Raw genomic sequence first — 16,356 nt, 5'->3', positions numbered from 1 at the left:
CGCATGTGACGCAACATGCCTCGGCAGATTGGCGCTTTCGTCAAGAATGACATCAGCAGGTTCGGGTACAACTCTGGTGACGTTTTTTGAAGACTGCTCCGACAAGCAGCCGACGCGCTAGAGGGTGTTCGATACATGCGCCGCAAAGATTTGACGCAGTACCACAAGACGTCGTTGAGATAGTTAGGAGCGTCTTGTGGAGCCTGGAACTCGAGACATCCAGTCTCGGGATTTCTGAAGGCTTACCGGCAACGGCCGAGCGAATCATCTGCTCGTCTCTTGCAACAGACCGCTACTGGAGGATGGATCATGAAGAAGCTGACTGCTGCACTTTTCGCGACTGCCCTGGCACTGCCGACCACCGCTGCCTTTGCCGAGCACCACGAATCCAGCAACACCGGTTCCGCCAACACTGGCGCCCACTCCACCAAGGTAGAGGGCGGTACTGCTGCGGGTCATGAAGATGGCAAGGTGCATGACGACGCCGAACGCAACACCGAGAGTGGTTCTGCCAATACCAAGAAGGATTCCATGATGGTGGAAGGTGGCACGGCCCAGTCCGAGTCCGCCAAGCACGGCAAGGTCATGGATAAAGGCGAAGACCATATGGGCGTCAGCCCGGAATCCGGTTCGTCCAACACCGCTGATGGCAGCATGAAGACCGAATAAACGTGCCTTGACGGTCTGGTCTCAGGCCAGACCCGCAATGGATCTTGCGGTGCCTGAACGAGTCGCCAGCACGACCCGCTTGAGCGCATCGCGAGTGAAACGACAAGCCCCCGCCATTGGCGGGGGCTTGTCGTCGTATGGGAGCATGCAAGGCAGGGTGTGAGGGGCAGGAGGGAAGGGGGCTGGGCCCTCGGGCGCTTGTGGCCAGTACTTGTTACCCGTGCTTGCCATCAATGCCTGCCAACAGCGCTTGCCATCAAGCCCCTACCACCAGCGCGGGCTGTAGGTATCTTCCCCGGCCAGCAGGCGTTCGCGGGCCATGAACAGCGCCGCGATCGCGCGCGCCTCGTGGAAGTCCTCACGCGCCAACAGCGCCGGCAGTTCATCGAGGCGGTGGCGCTCGACGACCAGCGGTTCCGGCTCATCGCCCGGCAGGCGCTTTTCGAACAGATCGCGCGCCAGCATCACGTTCATGCGGTGATCCATGTAGTTGGGCGCCAGGCTCAGTTCGGCCAGTGGCTCGATGTTGTGCGCGCCATAACCGCATTCTTCCATCAATTCGCGATTGGCGGCGGTCACCGGGTCCTCGCCCGGGTCGATCAGTCCCTTGGGCAGGGTCAGCACATATTGCTCAGGGCCAGCGGCATATTCGCGGATCATCAGCACGTGGTCGGGGTCGGGCATGGCGACGATCATCACCGCGCCGTGACCGCCGCTCTTGAGGCGCTCGAAGCTGCGGGTGGCGCCATTGGAGAAGGTCAATTCCAGCGCTTCGACGGCGAACAGGCGCGAGCGTGCGACCTCGCGGCGTGAGTCGATCCGCGGCGGCGTCAGCGTGTGGCTGGTGTCTGAATGATTCATGGTCGGGTGAACGGTATCTGGCGCATCATCCATCGCAAGTCCTCGCGAGGCAGTATGAGAAGAGAGAACACTGTCGCTCATCGTGGCAGGCCGCCGCGAGCGGGGCAATCACAAGCCGTCATCACTCCTCGTTGCACATGCGCGCCCGTGGGCCATGCTTTACACTATGAGGCCAAATTTCCCTCTGGCTGACAGAATCCGATGCTTGACTGGAACACTATCGACACCGTGCTGTTGGACATGGACGGCACTCTGCTTGACCTTCACTTCGACAGCCACTTCTGGCTCGAACACCTGCCCAGGCGCTATTGCGAGCTGCACCGCCTCGATGAGGCGCTGCAGGCCGATCTCAAGGCGCGCATCATCAGCGAGTCCGGCACGCTCAACTGGTACAGCCTCGATTACTGGAGCCGTGAGCTCGAGCTCGACGTCGTCGCCCTGAAGCGTGAAGTGCAGCATCTGATCGGCTATCGCCATGAGGCCGAGGACTTCCTCGCCTGGCTGCGCGATCAGCCGCAACGCGTGGTGCTGGCGACCAACGCCGACCGTCATGGCATCGATCTCAAGTTCGCGCTGACCGGCATGGGCGACTACTTCGACGCCGTGGTGTCGTCCGCGGATCTGGGCCACGCCAAGGAAGAGCAGGCCTTCTGGCACAAGCTCAACGAGATCGAGCCCTTCGATCCGGCGCGTACCCTGTTCATCGATGACAATCCCCAGGTGCTGGAAAGTGCCCACACCTATGGCATTGCCCATCTGCTGGGCGTGCGTCAGCCGGATTCGAAGCGCCCTGCGCGTGATTTCGAGCGTGTGCACGGCCTGGACGGCTTTGCAGTGCTGACCGAGGGGGCGGGCCCTGAGGTGGCCAATGCCGGAGTCTCGAGCGACGGGGAGGGCAAGGAGGCGTCATGAGCGATCAGGTACGTATCGACAAGTGGTTGTGGGCGGCGCGTTTCTTCAAGACGCGTGGCATGGCCAAGAAGGCCATCGAAGGCGGCAAGATCCAGTACAACGGCGGCAAGGTGAAAACCTCCAAGACCGTCGAGGTCGGCGCCGTGATCGAGGTGCCGCAGGGCTGGGATCGCCTCGTTGTCGAGGTGCTGGCCCTCAGCGACCAGCGCCGTGGCGCCCCCGAGGCCCAGAAGCTCTATCAGGAGACGCAGGAGTCCCGCGAGCGCCGTGAGCGTGAGGCCGAGACGCGTCGCCTCGGCAATCAGGGCATGACGCCGCCTCCCGGCCGTCCTGACAAGAAACAGCGTCGCAACATCCATCGCTTCCAGCGCCAGGATGCCGATAGCTGAGCCAGAGCGAGTCACCGCCGGGTGCCTTGGCACCGACCGGCACAATTTCCATACCGATGTGTGTCAGCACATCGTTGTTGGCGGCCTGACATGGGAGCGCTTGTGCGCTCTCCCTTCACGCCTGCCTTGAGGTCCCTCAATGAGCGAACACGACATGCAAGATTCCCATTCCACTGACGATGCGGCCGCGCCGAGCTTCGATCAGATCCAGCGCTTCCTGTTCGATGCCACCAACGTGCGTGGCGAGATCGTCACACTCGACAAGGCCTACGCCGAGGTGCTCGATCGTCACTCCTACCCGCAGGCCATCTCGCGCCAGCTGGGCGAGATGCTGGCGGCCGTGGCGCTGCTGACCGAGACCATCAAGCTCGATGGCACCATGACGCTGGAAGTGCGCGGCACCGGTGTCGTGCGCCAGCTGATGGCCGAGTCGAACCCCGGCGGTGAGCTGCGCGCCATCGCACGCCTCAGCGATGAAGCGGTGTTGCCGACGGAAGAGTCCAGCCTGCAGGAGCTGGTCGGCCAGGGGCAGATCGTGATCACCCTCGACCCGCGTGAAGGCAAGCGCTATCAGGGCATCGTGGCCATCGATCAGGACAGCCTCGCCGGTTGTCTGGAGAGCTACTTCAGCCAGTCAGAGCAGCTGCCGACCCGCCTGTGGCTGATGGCCGATGGCAAGCGCACCGGCGGCGTGATGCTGCAGCAGCTGCCCAACGATGACGCCAACAAGGACCCGGATGCCTGGGAGCGCGTCGTGCATCTGGCCGAGACCCTCAAGGCCGAGGAGCTGCTGACGCTGGACCAGCAGGAAGTGCTGCATCGTCTCTATCACGAAGAAACCGTGCGCATCTATGAACCCAAGGCGCTGCGTTTCGGCTGCACCTGTTCGCGCGAGCGTCTGGGCGCTGCCCTGCACAGCATCGCCGCCGACGAGCTGCGTCAGATCGTCGCCGAGCAGGGCGAGCTGGCCACCCAGTGTCACTTCTGCCATACCCGCTATTCCTTCAGTGCCGCGGAAGTGGAAACGATCATCGAAGATCCTGACGCCGAAAGCCCCGTCGTGCATTGAGCATTTCCCGACGCGCCGGCGGCTGGCCACGGGGATGATGATTGTCTGACATATCGTCGTCCGTCAGGCGACGGCGACTGCGCCAAAGTGTTGCAACAATGGGCGTTTCCGCCCGACACCCTTTTTGCCATAATGCCTTGCCAGCACAGGGCCGGATGCCCTGTGCTGGTGGTATCGACGGTGTCATGGCATGCCGTCATGCGCGATCGGGCAGCAACGATCGATCACAAAATAAGCCTGTGGCATGTACCTCGGGCATCTGGCTTCAGCCATCAAGAGAGAGGGCGGCCCTGAGCCGCGGAGACGCGAATGAGCAAGCATCAAGACAGTGCGGTGACCACTCACACCAATCTCAGCAGCGCAGAGCTGATCGAGCTGGCAGTGGCTCGCGGCGAAGGACGTCTGGCCGACAACGGCGCGCTGGTCGTGGAGACGGGCGCCCGTAGCGGACGCTCCCCGAACGACCGCTTCATCGTCGACGAGCCGTCCACCTCGGACGCCATCGACTGGGGCAGCGTCAATCGCCCGTTCAGCCCGGAGCGTTTCGACGCCCTGTGGGAACGCGTCGAGGACTACCTCGGCGAGCGCGACAGCTTCGTCTCCGAGCTGCATGTCGGCGCTGACCTCGAGCACTACCTGCCGATCCGCGTGACCACCGAGACGGCCTGGCACAACCTGTTCGCGCGTACCATGTTCGTGCGTCCGGACAGCTTCAATGCCAAGGACAAGAGCGAGTGGACCATCCTCAACGCGCCGCACTTCACCTGCGAGCCACAGCGTGATGGCACCAACTCCGACGGCGTCGTGCTGATCAACTTCGCGCGTCGCCGCGTCCTGCTGGCGGGCATGCGTTACGCCGGTGAGATGAAGAAGGCCATGTTCTCGGTGCAGAACTTCCTGCTGCCGGAAAAGGACGTGCTGCCGATGCACTGCTCCGCCAACGTCGGTGACGACGGCGAGACCACGCTGTTCTTCGGCCTGTCCGGCACCGGCAAGACCACCCTGTCCGCCGACCCGGCGCGTTACCTGATCGGTGATGACGAGCATGGCTGGGGCGAAGGCACCGTCTTCAACATCGAAGGCGGCTGCTACGCCAAGTGCATCGACCTGTCCCAGAAGAACGAGCCGGTGATCTGGAACGCGATCAAGTTCGGTGCCGTGCTGGAAAACGTGGTGCTGGATGATCGTCGTGGCGCGGATTACGGCGATGACAGTCTGAGCCAGAACTCGCGTGCCGCCTACCCGCTGGAGCACATCGAGAAGCGCGTGCCGGAAAACCGTGCCGGCGAGCCGAATGCCATCGTCTTCCTGACCTGCGACATGTCCGGCGTGCTGCCGCCGGTGTCCGTGCTCAGCAAGCAGGCCGCGGCCTACCACTTCCTGTCCGGCTACACCGCCAAGGTCGGCTCTACCGAGATGGGCTCCACCGCCGGTCTCGAAGCCACCTTCTCCACCTGCTTCGGCGCGCCGTTCTTCCCGCGTCCGGCACGTGAATACGCCGACCTGCTGATCAAGCGCATCGATGCCTTCGGCTCACGCGTCTACCTGGTCAACACCGGCTGGACCGGTGGCTCCTACGGTGAGGGCGGCTCACGCTTCTCCATCCCGACCACGCGCGGCATCATCAGCGCGATCCAGAACGGTGCGCTGGCGGACATCGAGACGCGTCACATCGACGTGCTCAACCTGGATGTGCCGGTACGCGTGCCGGGCGTCGATTCCAGCCTGCTCGACCCGCGTGAGACCTGGGAAGACCGCGCCGCCTACGACAGCAAGGCGCGTGACCTGTCAGCCAAGTTCGTCGAGAACTTCAAGAAGTTCGCCGGCGTGGATGAGGCGATCATCGCGGCAGGCCCGACCCTGGTCTGACGATCAGCGGGATTGATCGCAAGCGGTAAGCAAAAAGCCTCGCCCGGTGTTCCGGGCGAGGCTTTTTCGTGTCTGCTGCTTTTCTCGTCAACAGCTGCTGTCATCACCTGCTGTCGGGTCTGTCAGGCGCTGTCGGGCCTGTCAGGGGCTGCCGCCGGCGGCCAGCGAGCGGTTGGCAGGGCCGTCGAAGGTGTCCTCGGCGGCGAGCGGTTCCTGGCCTGGCTCAGTGCTGCTGGTCTCGGCGCGTCGTGACGCGTCTTCGTCAGCGGTGTCGACAAGGCCTTCGGGCGTGCGTTCGGCGACGAAGGGTGCCGGCGCCTGATACCACCAGCGGGTGGTCCAGGCGCGCATCACCCGCTCCGGGTACCAGGTCTTGCCGAGGCTGCCGTTGTAGCGTGCCAGCGCATCGGTGATGTCGCCTTTCTCGCGCTTGAGGTAGTGGGCAAGGATGGTGGCGCCGTAACGCAGGCTGGTGTCCTGATCGAGCAGATTGTCGTCGGGCTCGCCGATCTCACGCTTCCAGAACGGCATGACCTGCATCAGGCCGCGGGCACCTGCGTGGGAGACCGCGGTGGGTTTGAAGGCGCTCTCGACCTGGATGACGGACAGGATCAGCTCCGGCGCCAGGCCTGTGCGCGTCGCTTCGCGGCGCACCTTGCGCAGCAGGTCGATGCGCGCGGCGCGGTCGGGCATGTAGCGCTCCAGACGCTGCTGCATGCTCAATACCCAGTGCAGGGCATCGATGGGGTCCTCGAAGGCCTCGGGCTCGGCCAAGGCCTCGCGCAGGCTGTCACGCAGCCCCGGCGATAGCCCATGCTCGGGGATAGCGGCGGCGGCCTGCACAGGGGGGCTTGTCAGTCCGGTAGACGCGGCGCTCAACGTCAGCAGGACAGCGGCCAGCCACGGGCGCAGGCGGCGAAGTGGGGTGTCACCTGCAGCGCCTTTTGCGGGCGGCGCTGAAGGGGAAATCGATGAGATGGTCATGCGCAGTCCCTGCTTATCAGTCATGGCGCCATTATGCCGTTACCGCGGCGTTGACGGTAATGGGATGTTCTAGGAAGGCAGATAACGAGACAGCCCGCCCCTCGAGAAGAGGAGCGGGCTGTCTTGGGTACTGCGATAGCGTCAGCCGTGAGCCAGTGGCTCAGGCTGCTCGAGTTCAGCTCGCGCTGCGCTCGGCCAGGAAGTCCAGCAGGCTGTCGACGGCGATCATGGTCGCTTCGCCATCGGTGCGACCCTTGTACTCGTACTCGCCATTGTCGAGACCGCGGTCACCGATCACCAGGCGATGCGGAATGCCCAGCAGCTCGCCGTCGGCGAACTTGTTGCCCGGGCGCAGATCACGATCATCCAGCAGCACGTCGTAACCGGCGGCGGTCAGCTCCTGATAGACGCGCTCGGCAGTCTCGCTGACGCGCACGGACTTGTGGGCGTTCATCGGCACGATGGCGACCTGGAAGGGCGCGATGGCTTCCGGCAGCACGATGCCGCCCTTGTCGTTGCCCTGCTCGATGGCAGCGGCGACCACGCGGGTCACGCCGATGCCGTAGCAGCCCATGGACAGCGGCTGCGCCTTGCCGTTCTCGTCGAGCACGGTGGCGTTCATGGCTTCGGAGTACTTGGTGCCGAGCTGGAAGATGTGACCCACCTCGATACCGCGTGCGATGTCGATCACGCCCTGGCCGTCCGGTGACGGATCACCGGCGACGACGTTACGGATATCAGCGATTTCCGGCAGCGGCAGATCGCGCTCCCAGTTGAGGCCGAAGTGGTGCTTGCCTTCGATGTTGGCACCGGCACCGAAATCGCTCATCAGCGCGACGCTGCGATCGATGATGATCGGCATCTCGAGGCCGACCGGACCGAGGGAGCCGAAACCAGCACCGACGGCGGCGCGCACTTCCTCGTCGCTGGCCATGGTCAGCGGCTCGGCGACCTGCGGCAGGTGCTCGGCCTTGATCTCGTTCAGCTCGTGGTCGCCACGCACCATCAGTGCGATCAGACCACCTTCGACGCCTTCGGCCGCCTTGACGATCAGCGTCTTGACGGTCTTCTTGATGTCCAGGCCGTGCTGTTCGACCAGCGCGGCGATGGTCTTGGCGTTCGGCGTGTCGACCAGCTGCATCTCCTGGGTCGGTGCCGCGCGCTCAGGCGTCTCGCCCAGCGGTGCCGGCAGCGCTTCACACTTCTCGATGTTGGCGGCGAAATCGGAGCCGGTGGAGAAGGCGATGGCGTCTTCACCGGAGGCGGCCAGCACGTGGAATTCGTGGGAGCCGGTGCCACCGATGGAGCCGTTGTCGGCGATGACGGGACGGAAGTCGAGACCCAGGCGCGTGAAGATGCGCACGTAGGTGTCGTACATCACCTGATAGGTCTCTTTCAGGGATTCTTCGCCCAGGTGGAAGGAGTAACCATCCTTCATCACGAACTCGCGTGAGCGCATCACACCGAAGCGCGGACGAATCTCGTCGCGGAACTTGGTCTGGACCTGGTAGAAGTTGGCCGGCAGCTGCTTGTAGCTGTTCAGCTCACGACGTGCGAGGTCGGTGATGACTTCCTCGTGGGTCGGGCCGACACAGTAGTCGCGCTGGTGACGGTCAACGACGCGCAGCAGCTCGGGGCCGTACTGCTCCCAGCGACCGGACTCCTGCCACAGCTCGGCTGGCTGCACGGCTGGCATCAGCAGTTCCTGGGCGCCGGAGCGGTCCATCTCTTCACGCACGATGCGCTCGACCTTGCGCAGCGTGCGCAGGCCCAGTGGCATCCAGGTGTAGAGGCCGGAGGTCAGGCGACGGATGAAACCGGCCCGCAGCATCAGCTGGTGGCTGACGACTTCGGCGTCGGACGGGGTTTCCTTGAGAGTGGAAATCAGCAGTTGACTGGCACGCATGGGCTCAGCGATCCCTCGACTTGTCGCTTTGATCGGTACGCTTCGCAGTCGCGAAGCATGAACAGGCAGGTCTTCGGCACGCCTTTTACAGGCGTATCAGCGAAGCAGACTGAGCGCATTGTACTGCCGCGAGCCTTGGAGGGGCAAAGTGCATGGCCAGACTGGAAAATCCGCGCCCGCCTGCCGATACTGGTGACACGGGATTTCCCTTTGGAGAGGGCCGTGAACGGCTTTCTCAGGGAGACCTGACAAGGAGACAAGGATATGTCGTCACTCGATCAGCGCATGGGATACGCGCGCGCCAGACATCGTTGGCCCTTGAAGGTGGGGTTGGCGTTGCTCGCACTGGGGGCGTGCCTGAGCGTTTCCCTGTGGCTGGTGAGCCTTCGCCTGCCGATCCCTTTCGTCGATGAGGGAGTGCATTTCGCGCAGATTCGCCAGTTTCTCGCCGGCGACTGGAGCCAGCATCCCAAGCTGACCACCCTGACCCTGTATCACGCCACCATGGCGGTGACGCTGATGGCACTCCAGACCTTGGGGGAGTGGCTCAATCTTCCCCTCGCGGCTGACGCCATGGCCGGGCGCTGGCCTGAAATGCCCTCGGTGAACTGGGTGCGGGGCCTGTCGCTGCTCGGCTTCAGTGTCATGGCGTGCATGGTCTGGCGGGCGCTGCCGAGCGTCTATCGGCGCCTGGACCCCATGCTCGATGAGAGCGGCGCCCAGCAACAGGCGAATCGTCAGAGCTGGCAGTGGCTATGGCTGCCGATCATCTTTCCCTATCTGGCGCTGGTGTATACCGACCCGTGGATCATCGTGCTGGTCGCGCTGCAGCTCGTCGCGCTGGTGTGTGAGCGGCGTCTGCTGTTGCTGGTGTTGATCCTGGCCGGCCTCGGCTTGCGACAGGACAGTATCGTGCTGCTCGGGCTGTGGGGCGGTCTGTTGCTGTTCATGACGCATGCGCAGCCAGGGGTTCGGTCGCAGGCTGTCGGCATGGCACCACCGCTGCGCTCGCCGTTGCGTCAGCTTTCCGTCTGGTGGGGCCTGATCGTGCGCTGGTGGTGGGTGGCCGTGATTCCAGTGGCCGCCTTCATCGGGTTTGTCGTCTGGAACGACGGCATTGCCATGGGCGATACCACGCGTCATCAGGCCGGTTGGCACACCGGCAATCTCGGCTATTACCTGGGCGTGATCGGCGTGGTGTTTCTGCCGTTGTGGTTGGCCGACTTGCCGCGTCAGCGGCATCTGCTATGCCGTCTGTGCACCCGGGGTGCCTGGCCATGGCGGGGCATTCTGCTGCTGGGGGCGCTGGCGGGTGTGTGGGTCATGCTGGTGATGAGCTTTGAGGTGACGCATGACTACAATTTCCAGCGCTGGACGATCCGCAACAGCTGGCTGTTATGGCTCAATGAGCACCCGGTGGGGCTGTGGGTGACCATGCTGCTGACCACCAGCATGGCGCTCTGGTGGCTGAGAGCACCGCTGCGGCTGGGGCATGGTGGCCTGCTGTTGGTGATGCTTGCATTGATGGTCTGCACGCGTGAGCTGATCGAGACGCGCTACATGCTGCCCCTGGTCACGGTCTTCCAGCTGCTGCGCTGTGCAGAGCGAGCGGAAGTGGAGCGCGCGATGACGCTCTGGGCGGTTTCGATGGGAGCGCTGTTGCTGGCGGGATTGGTGCAGACGCGCACCCTGCCATGAGGCGGTGGCAGGGCGTTTTGGGGGCTCACTCGATGGCGGGTGCTTCAGGCCTGTTGGCGTTTCGCCGCTGGGGTCTGGGCATCACGGCCGGCGGGGGCTTTATTGGCACCAGCACCGATGCCAGAGCCACCACGCGGTGGCTCGGCGACCCAGGCATAGGCAGCCTCGCGCTCGTCGGGCGAGAAGTGGCGCACCTCGATGGAACGCACCAGATGCTTGCTGAACTCGGTGACATGACGCAGCCAGTCGGCCTTGCTGATGATGGCTTCGCGCTCGAAGTCTCCCAGGTGGCGCAGGGCGTAGCCGATGTCATTGAGCAGGGCGGCGGGTGTGATCAGGCCAAAGCGTTCAATCTCCACCAGCAACGAGATTCGCTCATGGCGCGCCAGGCGTTCGTCGCATTCCTTGATGATGGGGGCGAGCGAGGCCTGATCGATATGTCCTGCGAGATGCAGGGCGACAACGTGATCGGCGGGACTCTTGAGCAGTGTCAGCATGTTTGGCTCCTGCACTGATGCATGTTGGCTGGGCGAGCCGTGCTGGAAGCCAGCGCTGGCGTCGCTACCTCTTCAGTGTAGTCGCATGTAAGCAGCTTGCTGGCGTCTGGCCAGGCGATTGTCGGTACTGTTCCTGTCGAGGAGCTGCCAGCAACGGTTACCTCTCTCGACGTCTGGCCGCGCGAGGCATGACGAGCGGAGCTGTGTTCAGGTTTGAAAAGTGACAGGCTCGAAATTTATCAGACATGAAAAGTGACAGACATGAAAAGTGACAGACATGAAAAAGCGCCGCCCCTCGTGAGAGGAGCGGCGCTCTTGAATTCAGTATGGTGCTTGCTTGATCTGGTACGGCCAGCCGGACTCGAACCGGCACGCCCGAAGGCAGGAGATTTTAAGTCTCCGGTGTCTACCGATTCCACCATGGCCGCGCAGACTGGCGCATAACTTATCATATTTCAGATCAAGGTCAACTTTAATGGCGATGACACTCTACTGAATGCGTGATTTAACTGACTGTTATGCAATGAAATTGCGACGGTCTGTGGTTATCGTGAGCGCTGACATTGAGGAGGGAAAGCAGAGCGCTTTTCACCCGGCATGATCGCGGCAAGCGACGCGAAAAGGCGCGCGGTGGAGAGGGGCGGGGCAACAGATAGTCAGTAGCAAGCGCGAAGGCGCACAGGGGAAGTCGCTGACGGGTGCCGGAACACTGTCAGAATCACGGACAGATGAAAACAGAGAAATGATGTGGCAAGGCAATGGCTTGGCAAGGCGTAGATCAGACGATAACCAAGCGAAAAAGCGTCAGGGTTGCAGCAATGTAAATCGAAACAAGTAAGGGAAGTGTGACGACCCGAAGGGGGTGGGTGTCAAATCCATTCCAGAGGGAAACAGGGGATGTTTCGGTATCTGAAATGGAGGCTGGAGTCGGAATCGAACCGGCGTACACGGAGTTGCAGTCCGCTGCATGACCACTCTGCCATCCAGCCTCAATGATCGAGATGTCAGTCGAAACTGATGTCTGATCCGAGGAGTATCCACTGATGCTGCTGCAGATACATGAGTCAGTAAATCAGGTGAATGTTGCGCTACCTGTGTTACTGGAGCGGGAAACGAGATTCGAACTCGCGACCCCAACCTTGGCAAGGTTGTGCTCTACCACTGAGCTATTCCCGCTGAACTCGAGGTCGAATTATACGGATAATTCCCATGCTGTCAAACAGTTAATGAAAAATTGTCTCGCGAGTCAGGTCACTGGAAACGAAAACGCCCACCGGCCACAGGGGCGGTGGGCGTTGAGGCATTCGCAGCGTCTCGTGGCTGAACGGGGTGTCAGACCGAGCGCACCAGTTCCGGCCAGGCGGCACGCAGATAGCTGATCATCGACCACAGCGTCAGCGCTGCCGAGATATACAGCAGGGCCAGGCCGGCATCCCCCCCGACACTGCCCGGAGCGAAGAACAGCAGCATGAACAGGGCCAGCATCTGGGCAGCCGTCTTCAGCTTGCCGACCCAGGACACCGCGACGCTGCCGCGCTTGCCGATCTCGGCCATCCACTCACGCAGCGCCGAGATGACGATCTCGCGACCGATGATGACCAGGCTCGGGATGGTCATCCACAGGCTGTCGTAGCGTTCGATCAGCAGGCCCAGTGCCACCGCGACCATCAGCTTGTCGGCGACGGGGTCCAGGAAGGCGCCGAAGGGCGTGGTCTGATTCCACAGGCGGGCCAGATAGCCATCGAACCAGTCGGTGATGGCGGCCAGTGCGAAGAGCAGCGCCGTCAACGGCAGGCTCCATGCATAAGGCAGATAGAAACATACCACCAGCAGCGGAATGAACAGGATGCGGATCAGAGTCAGGATATTGGGGATGCTCATCGTGACGGCACGAGTCCTTGCATGAAGCGTAGGTGGCTGGGCGCAATCGAGGGCGAGTCGAGACCCTGAAGAAAGCCGATCGATTGGCGCCGCACAAGTCGTCTATTCTAGCCTGCCGGCGGCGCATTCAGCCATGCCAAACGGCAGGTTATTCAAGCCAACGCTCTGTCACTCTTCCTTGAGCGTTGAGTCGATGGTGCCAGAGGCAGCCATGTCGTGCACGGGGGCAGCCATGCAGCGCCTGGTGGATCAGCCATGCAGCGCCTGATGGATCAGCTCGGCGAGCGATTCGCTGATGCCGGGCACGCGCGCCAGTTCCGGCTTGGAGGCCTGTTTCACCCCCTGCAGGCCGCCGAAGAACTTGAGTAGCTCGCGGCGCCGCTTGGGGCCGACTCCCGCGATGCCCTCCAGGCTTGAGGTGCGCCGCGCCTTGTCACGCTTGGCGCGGTGACCGGCGATGGCGAAGCGGTGCGATTCATCGCGCACATGCTGGATCAAGTGCAGCGCCGGTGAGTGGCTGTCGAGGTCCAGGGTGTCGTGCACCGTCTCGATGAACAGCGTCTCGAGCCCTGCCTTGCGCGTGGTGCCCTTGGCTACCCCGAGCAGGATGATATCGGTCACGCCGAGTGACTCGAACACCCCGCGCGCCATGTTGAGCTGCCCCTTGCCGCCATCGACCAGCAGGATGTCCGGGCGCTTGCCTTCGCCTTCCTGCAGGCGCTTGAAGCGCCGCGTCAGTGCCTGTTGCATGGCGGCGTAGTCATCGCCGGCCGTCACGCCTTCGATATTGAAGCGCCGGTAATCCGACTTGATCGGCCCGTCATGATCGAAGACCACGCAGCTGGCCACGGTCGCCTCGCCATGACTGTGGGAAATATCGAAGCATTCCAGGCGCTTGGGTACCTCATCGAGTCCCAGCGCATCGCGCAGCGACAGGAAGCGGTTGGACAGCTGCTGGCGGCTGGCCAGCTGGGTGGCCAGATGTTGCTCGGCGTTGGTCTGCGCCAATGTCAGCCACTGGGCGCGATGGCCGCGCACCTGATGCGCGACCCGTACCCGCCGCTCGGCCTTCTCGCTCAAGGCGCCTTCCAGCAGGTTGGCGTCATCGAGGGCCAGCGAGGTCAGCACCTCATCGGGCATCTCCCTGTCCTGGCCGAGATAGTACTGGCTGACGAAGCTGGTCAGCAGCTCGCTGCTGGTCAGGTCCAGACCATTGCCCGGCGAGAAGTGGCGTGCGCCGAGCATGCGACCCTGACGGACCGAGACCACGCTGATGCAGAGCCCGCCGGGGCGCTCGGCCAGCGCCAGGATGTCGGCGTTGCCGGTGCCGGTGTCGACGTATTGCTTCTCCTGCATGCGGCGCAGCTGGGCGACCTGATCACGCAGGCGGGCCGCTTCCTCGAATTCCAGCCTCATGGCCGCGTCTTCCATCGCCTGGCTGAGCTCGTCGGTGACCTTGTCGCTCTGGCCGTTCAGGCACATCACCGCATGTTCCATGTCGCGGCGATAATCCTGCTTGCTGATGTAGTCGACACACGGCGCGGTGCAGCGGTTGATCTGATATTGCAGGCACGGGCGATCGCGGTGGGCGAACACCGAATCCTCGCAATTGCGCAGGCGGAAGATCTTCTGCATCAGGGTCAGTGATTCGCGTACCGCAACGCTGCTCGGGTAGGGGCCGAAATAGCGTCCGTCATTGCGCTTGTGGCGCACGCGCTTGAACTCCAGCGCCGGATAGTCGTGATGCTGGCTGATGAAGACGTAAGGGTAGGATTTGTCGTCACGCAGCAGGATGTTGTAGGGCGGGCGCAGCTCCTTGATCAGGGTCTGCTCCAGCAGCAGGGCCTCGGTCTCGCTGCGCGTGATGGTGACCTGCACATCGGCGATGCGCCCGACCAGCGCCTGGGTCTTGGCATTCAGGCCGGTATTGCGAAAATAGCTGGAGAGGCGCGCCTTGAGGCGCTTGGCCTTGCCCACGTACAGCACGTCACCGGCGCTATCCAGCATGCGATAGATACCGGGCGCGTCGCTGACATGCTTGAGGAAATGGCGGGCATCGAAGCCAGTCGCCTCGCTGCCCTGCAGCAGATCACTGCTCGCGTCACTGGTGATCAGGCGGCTGGAGACACGCGCGGCGTCGCTGCGTGCGCGGCTGTCAGCCTGCGCGCTCGCTGAGGACGTAGGTTGGGCATCAGGCTGGCTGGCGGTGCCTGCCGGCTCCTCATTCTCGGGCGACTGAGAAGTGGTGTCCGTCATCGTGGGATCAGTGTGCTGCTTGGCCATGAGGTTCCTCGTCCAGAGATGCCTCGAGTCTATCAAACAAGGGCGATTGCTCGCAGGCATGGGGGCAACAGGGCCATGCTGCAATGCCTGCTGTCATGGCCGCGTCTGTGAGGGCGTGCCATTCACGAACATCTCAGACAGAAACGCCTCATGCATGAACGTTCCAGACAGAAACGCCTCATACAACAACGCCACCCGGGGAAGGTGGCGTTGTTGTATGAGGCGTTGTCGGCGCTGCTCGGGAGTGTTACGAGCAGCGCGGGCCTGCAGTGTGTGACGGGCGAGCAAGGTGTGCTTGCTCAGGCCTCGTCAGGACGGTCCAGCACGTAGTCATCCAGCAATTGGTGACGCATGGCCAGATGCGTCATCTCCACGTCGCTGGTCACGCCAAGCTTGTCGAAGATGCGATAGCGGTAGGTGTTGACCGTCTTCGGGCTCAGGTGCAGGCGGTCCGAGATCTCGCTGACGCGATGGCAATTGACGATCATCGTCGCCACCTGCAGTTCTCGGCTCGACAGCTGATCGAAGGGATTGCTGCGCTGGGTGTCCATGCCCGAGAACACCAGGCGCTGGGCGATTTCCGGGGACAGATAGCGCTCGCCAGCGGCCACCTGATGGATGGCGCGAATCATCTCGTCAAAGGGCGTGCCCTTGGAGATGAAGCCGAAGGCTCCCGCTTCCAGCAGGCGTTTGGCGAAGGACTCTTCCAGATAGGCGGTCAGCACGATGACTCTGACGTCGGGCAGGCTGCGCACGATCTTCTGTGTGGCTTCCAGGCCATCGACGCCGGGCATGCGAATGTCCATGAGCACGATATCCGGGCTGTGCTCACGGCAGAGTTTGATCGCGGTTTCGCCATCCGAGGCTTCTGCAATCACCTTGAGCCCATCCTCTAGCTCAATGGTACGGACGATGCTGGTACGCACCAGGTGGTGGTCGTCAGCGACAAGAACCTTGATCAAGGCGGCTCCAGTAAAGATGTCAATAAGCAGTGAAGTGAATGCGGGATCCAATGTACCCATTGGACAAGGGCTTGTCGATGCCCTGTCATCCAGTGCGTCGCGTTCAGGATAACCACTACTGATATAGTGCTAGCGTGATTCCTGCTCCTTGTCGTCGGCCGTGAGTCCGTGAGCGAGCCCCTGCGGGAAACCGTGCTCCGCGATGTGATCCTCAGACTTCGCGCGCTCCACAAAGCGCAGCAAAAATAAGAGGTTGACGACGTATTCGTCGCTCTGTAACATGCGCTCCATCGTGAAGACGGGGCCTTAGCTCAGCTGGGAGAGCGCAACACTGGCAGTGTTGAGGTCAGCGGTTCGATCCCGCTAGGCTCCACCA

Annotated in this window: 14 protein-coding genes and 4 tRNA genes; 7 read left to right on the top strand and 11 right to left on the bottom strand. The window is 62.7% G+C overall.

Translation table 11 applies throughout. The features are described 5' to 3' along the window. Nucleotides 1-309: 309 nt before the first annotated feature. On the top strand, nt 310-669 hold the full coding sequence (locus U0O11_RS13005; protein ID WP_054555534.1) for a hypothetical protein: 360 nt from the start codon (nt 310-312) through the stop codon (nt 667-669). A 264-nt stretch (nt 670-933) separates the two neighbouring features. Here U0O11_RS13005 and nudE read toward each other — a convergent pair whose 3' ends face one another. Further along, nucleotides 934-1,530: an ADP compounds hydrolase NudE gene (nudE, locus tag U0O11_RS13000; protein ID WP_153636952.1), complete on the bottom strand. Its 597-nt coding sequence runs from the start codon at nt 1,528-1,530 to the stop codon at nt 934-936. Between the two features lie 201 nt (nt 1,531-1,731). Between nudE and yrfG the strand changes: the two genes are divergently transcribed. The 4 genes from yrfG to U0O11_RS12980 all read left to right on the top strand — a co-directional run bounded on the left by yrfG (nt 1,732) and on the right by U0O11_RS12980 (nt 5,769). Next, on the top strand, nt 1,732-2,442 hold the full coding sequence (yrfG, locus tag U0O11_RS12995; protein WP_082388286.1) for a GMP/IMP nucleotidase: 711 nt from the start codon (nt 1,732-1,734) through the stop codon (nt 2,440-2,442). After that, nucleotides 2,439-2,831 carry an RNA-binding S4 domain-containing protein gene (locus U0O11_RS12990; protein ID WP_043331366.1) on the top strand — a complete coding sequence of 131 codons (393 nt, stop codon included), beginning with the start codon at nt 2,439-2,441 and terminating at the stop codon, nt 2,829-2,831. Before yrfG ends, U0O11_RS12990 begins: the two co-directional genes overlap by 4 nt. Before the next feature lie 154 nt (nt 2,832-2,985). Beyond that, entirely contained in the window at nt 2,986-3,900 is a 915-nt protein-coding gene (hslO, locus tag U0O11_RS12985) for an Hsp33 family molecular chaperone HslO (RefSeq protein ID WP_153636346.1), read from the top strand. A 309-nt stretch (nt 3,901-4,209) separates the two neighbouring features. Further along, a complete protein-coding gene (locus U0O11_RS12980; protein WP_153636345.1) occupies nt 4,210-5,769 on the top strand; it encodes a phosphoenolpyruvate carboxykinase in 1,560 nt (519 codons plus the stop codon). 141 nt (nt 5,770-5,910) lie between these two features. On the opposite strand, the gene U0O11_RS12975 is transcribed toward U0O11_RS12980, so the two are convergent. Further along, on the bottom strand, nt 5,911-6,753 hold the full coding sequence (locus U0O11_RS12975; protein WP_153636344.1) for a lytic transglycosylase domain-containing protein: 843 nt from the start codon (nt 6,751-6,753) through the stop codon (nt 5,911-5,913). Between the two features lie 175 nt (nt 6,754-6,928). Next, nucleotides 6,929-8,659, bottom strand: coding sequence for a proline--tRNA ligase (locus tag U0O11_RS12970; RefSeq protein ID WP_043331364.1), 1,731 nt, complete (start codon nt 8,657-8,659; stop codon nt 6,929-6,931). Nucleotides 8,660-8,923: 264 nt separating this feature from the next. Between U0O11_RS12970 and U0O11_RS12965 the strand changes: the two genes are divergently transcribed. Next, entirely contained in the window at nt 8,924-10,357 is a 1,434-nt protein-coding gene (locus tag U0O11_RS12965) for a hypothetical protein (protein ID WP_153636343.1), read from the top strand. A gap of 44 nt (nt 10,358-10,401) precedes the next feature. Here the strand turns inward: U0O11_RS12965 and U0O11_RS12960 are convergent, their stop codons facing one another. From U0O11_RS12960 to U0O11_RS12925, 8 genes are all read right to left on the bottom strand, one after another. Then, nucleotides 10,402-10,854, bottom strand: coding sequence for an STAS/SEC14 domain-containing protein (locus U0O11_RS12960; RefSeq protein WP_153636342.1), 453 nt, complete (start codon nt 10,852-10,854; stop codon nt 10,402-10,404). Between the two features lie 343 nt (nt 10,855-11,197). After that, nucleotides 11,198-11,282 (bottom strand) — tRNA-Leu (locus tag U0O11_RS12955). 487 nt (nt 11,283-11,769) lie between these two features. Then, nucleotides 11,770-11,843 (bottom strand) — tRNA-Cys (locus U0O11_RS12950). Nucleotides 11,844-11,955: 112 nt separating this feature from the next. Further along, a tRNA-Gly gene (locus U0O11_RS12945) sits at nt 11,956-12,030 on the bottom strand. A 156-nt stretch (nt 12,031-12,186) separates the two neighbouring features. After that, the gene (gene pgsA, locus U0O11_RS12940) at nt 12,187-12,735 is read right to left on the bottom strand and encodes a CDP-diacylglycerol--glycerol-3-phosphate 3-phosphatidyltransferase (protein ID WP_043331361.1); all 549 of its coding nucleotides are present in this window, start codon (nt 12,733-12,735) and stop codon (nt 12,187-12,189) included. Between the two features lie 249 nt (nt 12,736-12,984). Beyond that, nucleotides 12,985-15,018, bottom strand: a complete 2,034-nt coding sequence (gene uvrC / locus U0O11_RS12935; RefSeq protein ID WP_277876241.1) for an excinuclease ABC subunit UvrC — start codon at nt 15,016-15,018, stop codon at nt 12,985-12,987. 299 nt (nt 15,019-15,317) lie between these two features. Beyond that, complete coding sequence (gene uvrY, locus U0O11_RS12930) at nt 15,318-15,980, bottom strand: UvrY/SirA/GacA family response regulator transcription factor (RefSeq protein ID WP_043331360.1); 663 nt, start codon at nt 15,978-15,980, stop codon at nt 15,318-15,320. 129 nt (nt 15,981-16,109) lie between these two features. Beyond that, the gene (locus U0O11_RS12925) at nt 16,110-16,262 is read right to left on the bottom strand and encodes a hypothetical protein (protein WP_153636324.1); all 153 of its coding nucleotides are present in this window, start codon (nt 16,260-16,262) and stop codon (nt 16,110-16,112) included. Between the two features lie 18 nt (nt 16,263-16,280). Between U0O11_RS12925 and U0O11_RS12920 the strand changes: the two genes are divergently transcribed. Continuing rightward, nucleotides 16,281-16,356, top strand: a tRNA-Ala gene (locus U0O11_RS12920).

It is taken from the genome of Cobetia sp. D5, assembly GCF_035666195.1.
Taxonomy (GTDB): Bacteria; Pseudomonadota; Gammaproteobacteria; order Pseudomonadales; family Halomonadaceae; genus Cobetia; species Cobetia amphilecti.
This window is presented reverse-complemented; position numbering and strand designations above follow the sequence as displayed.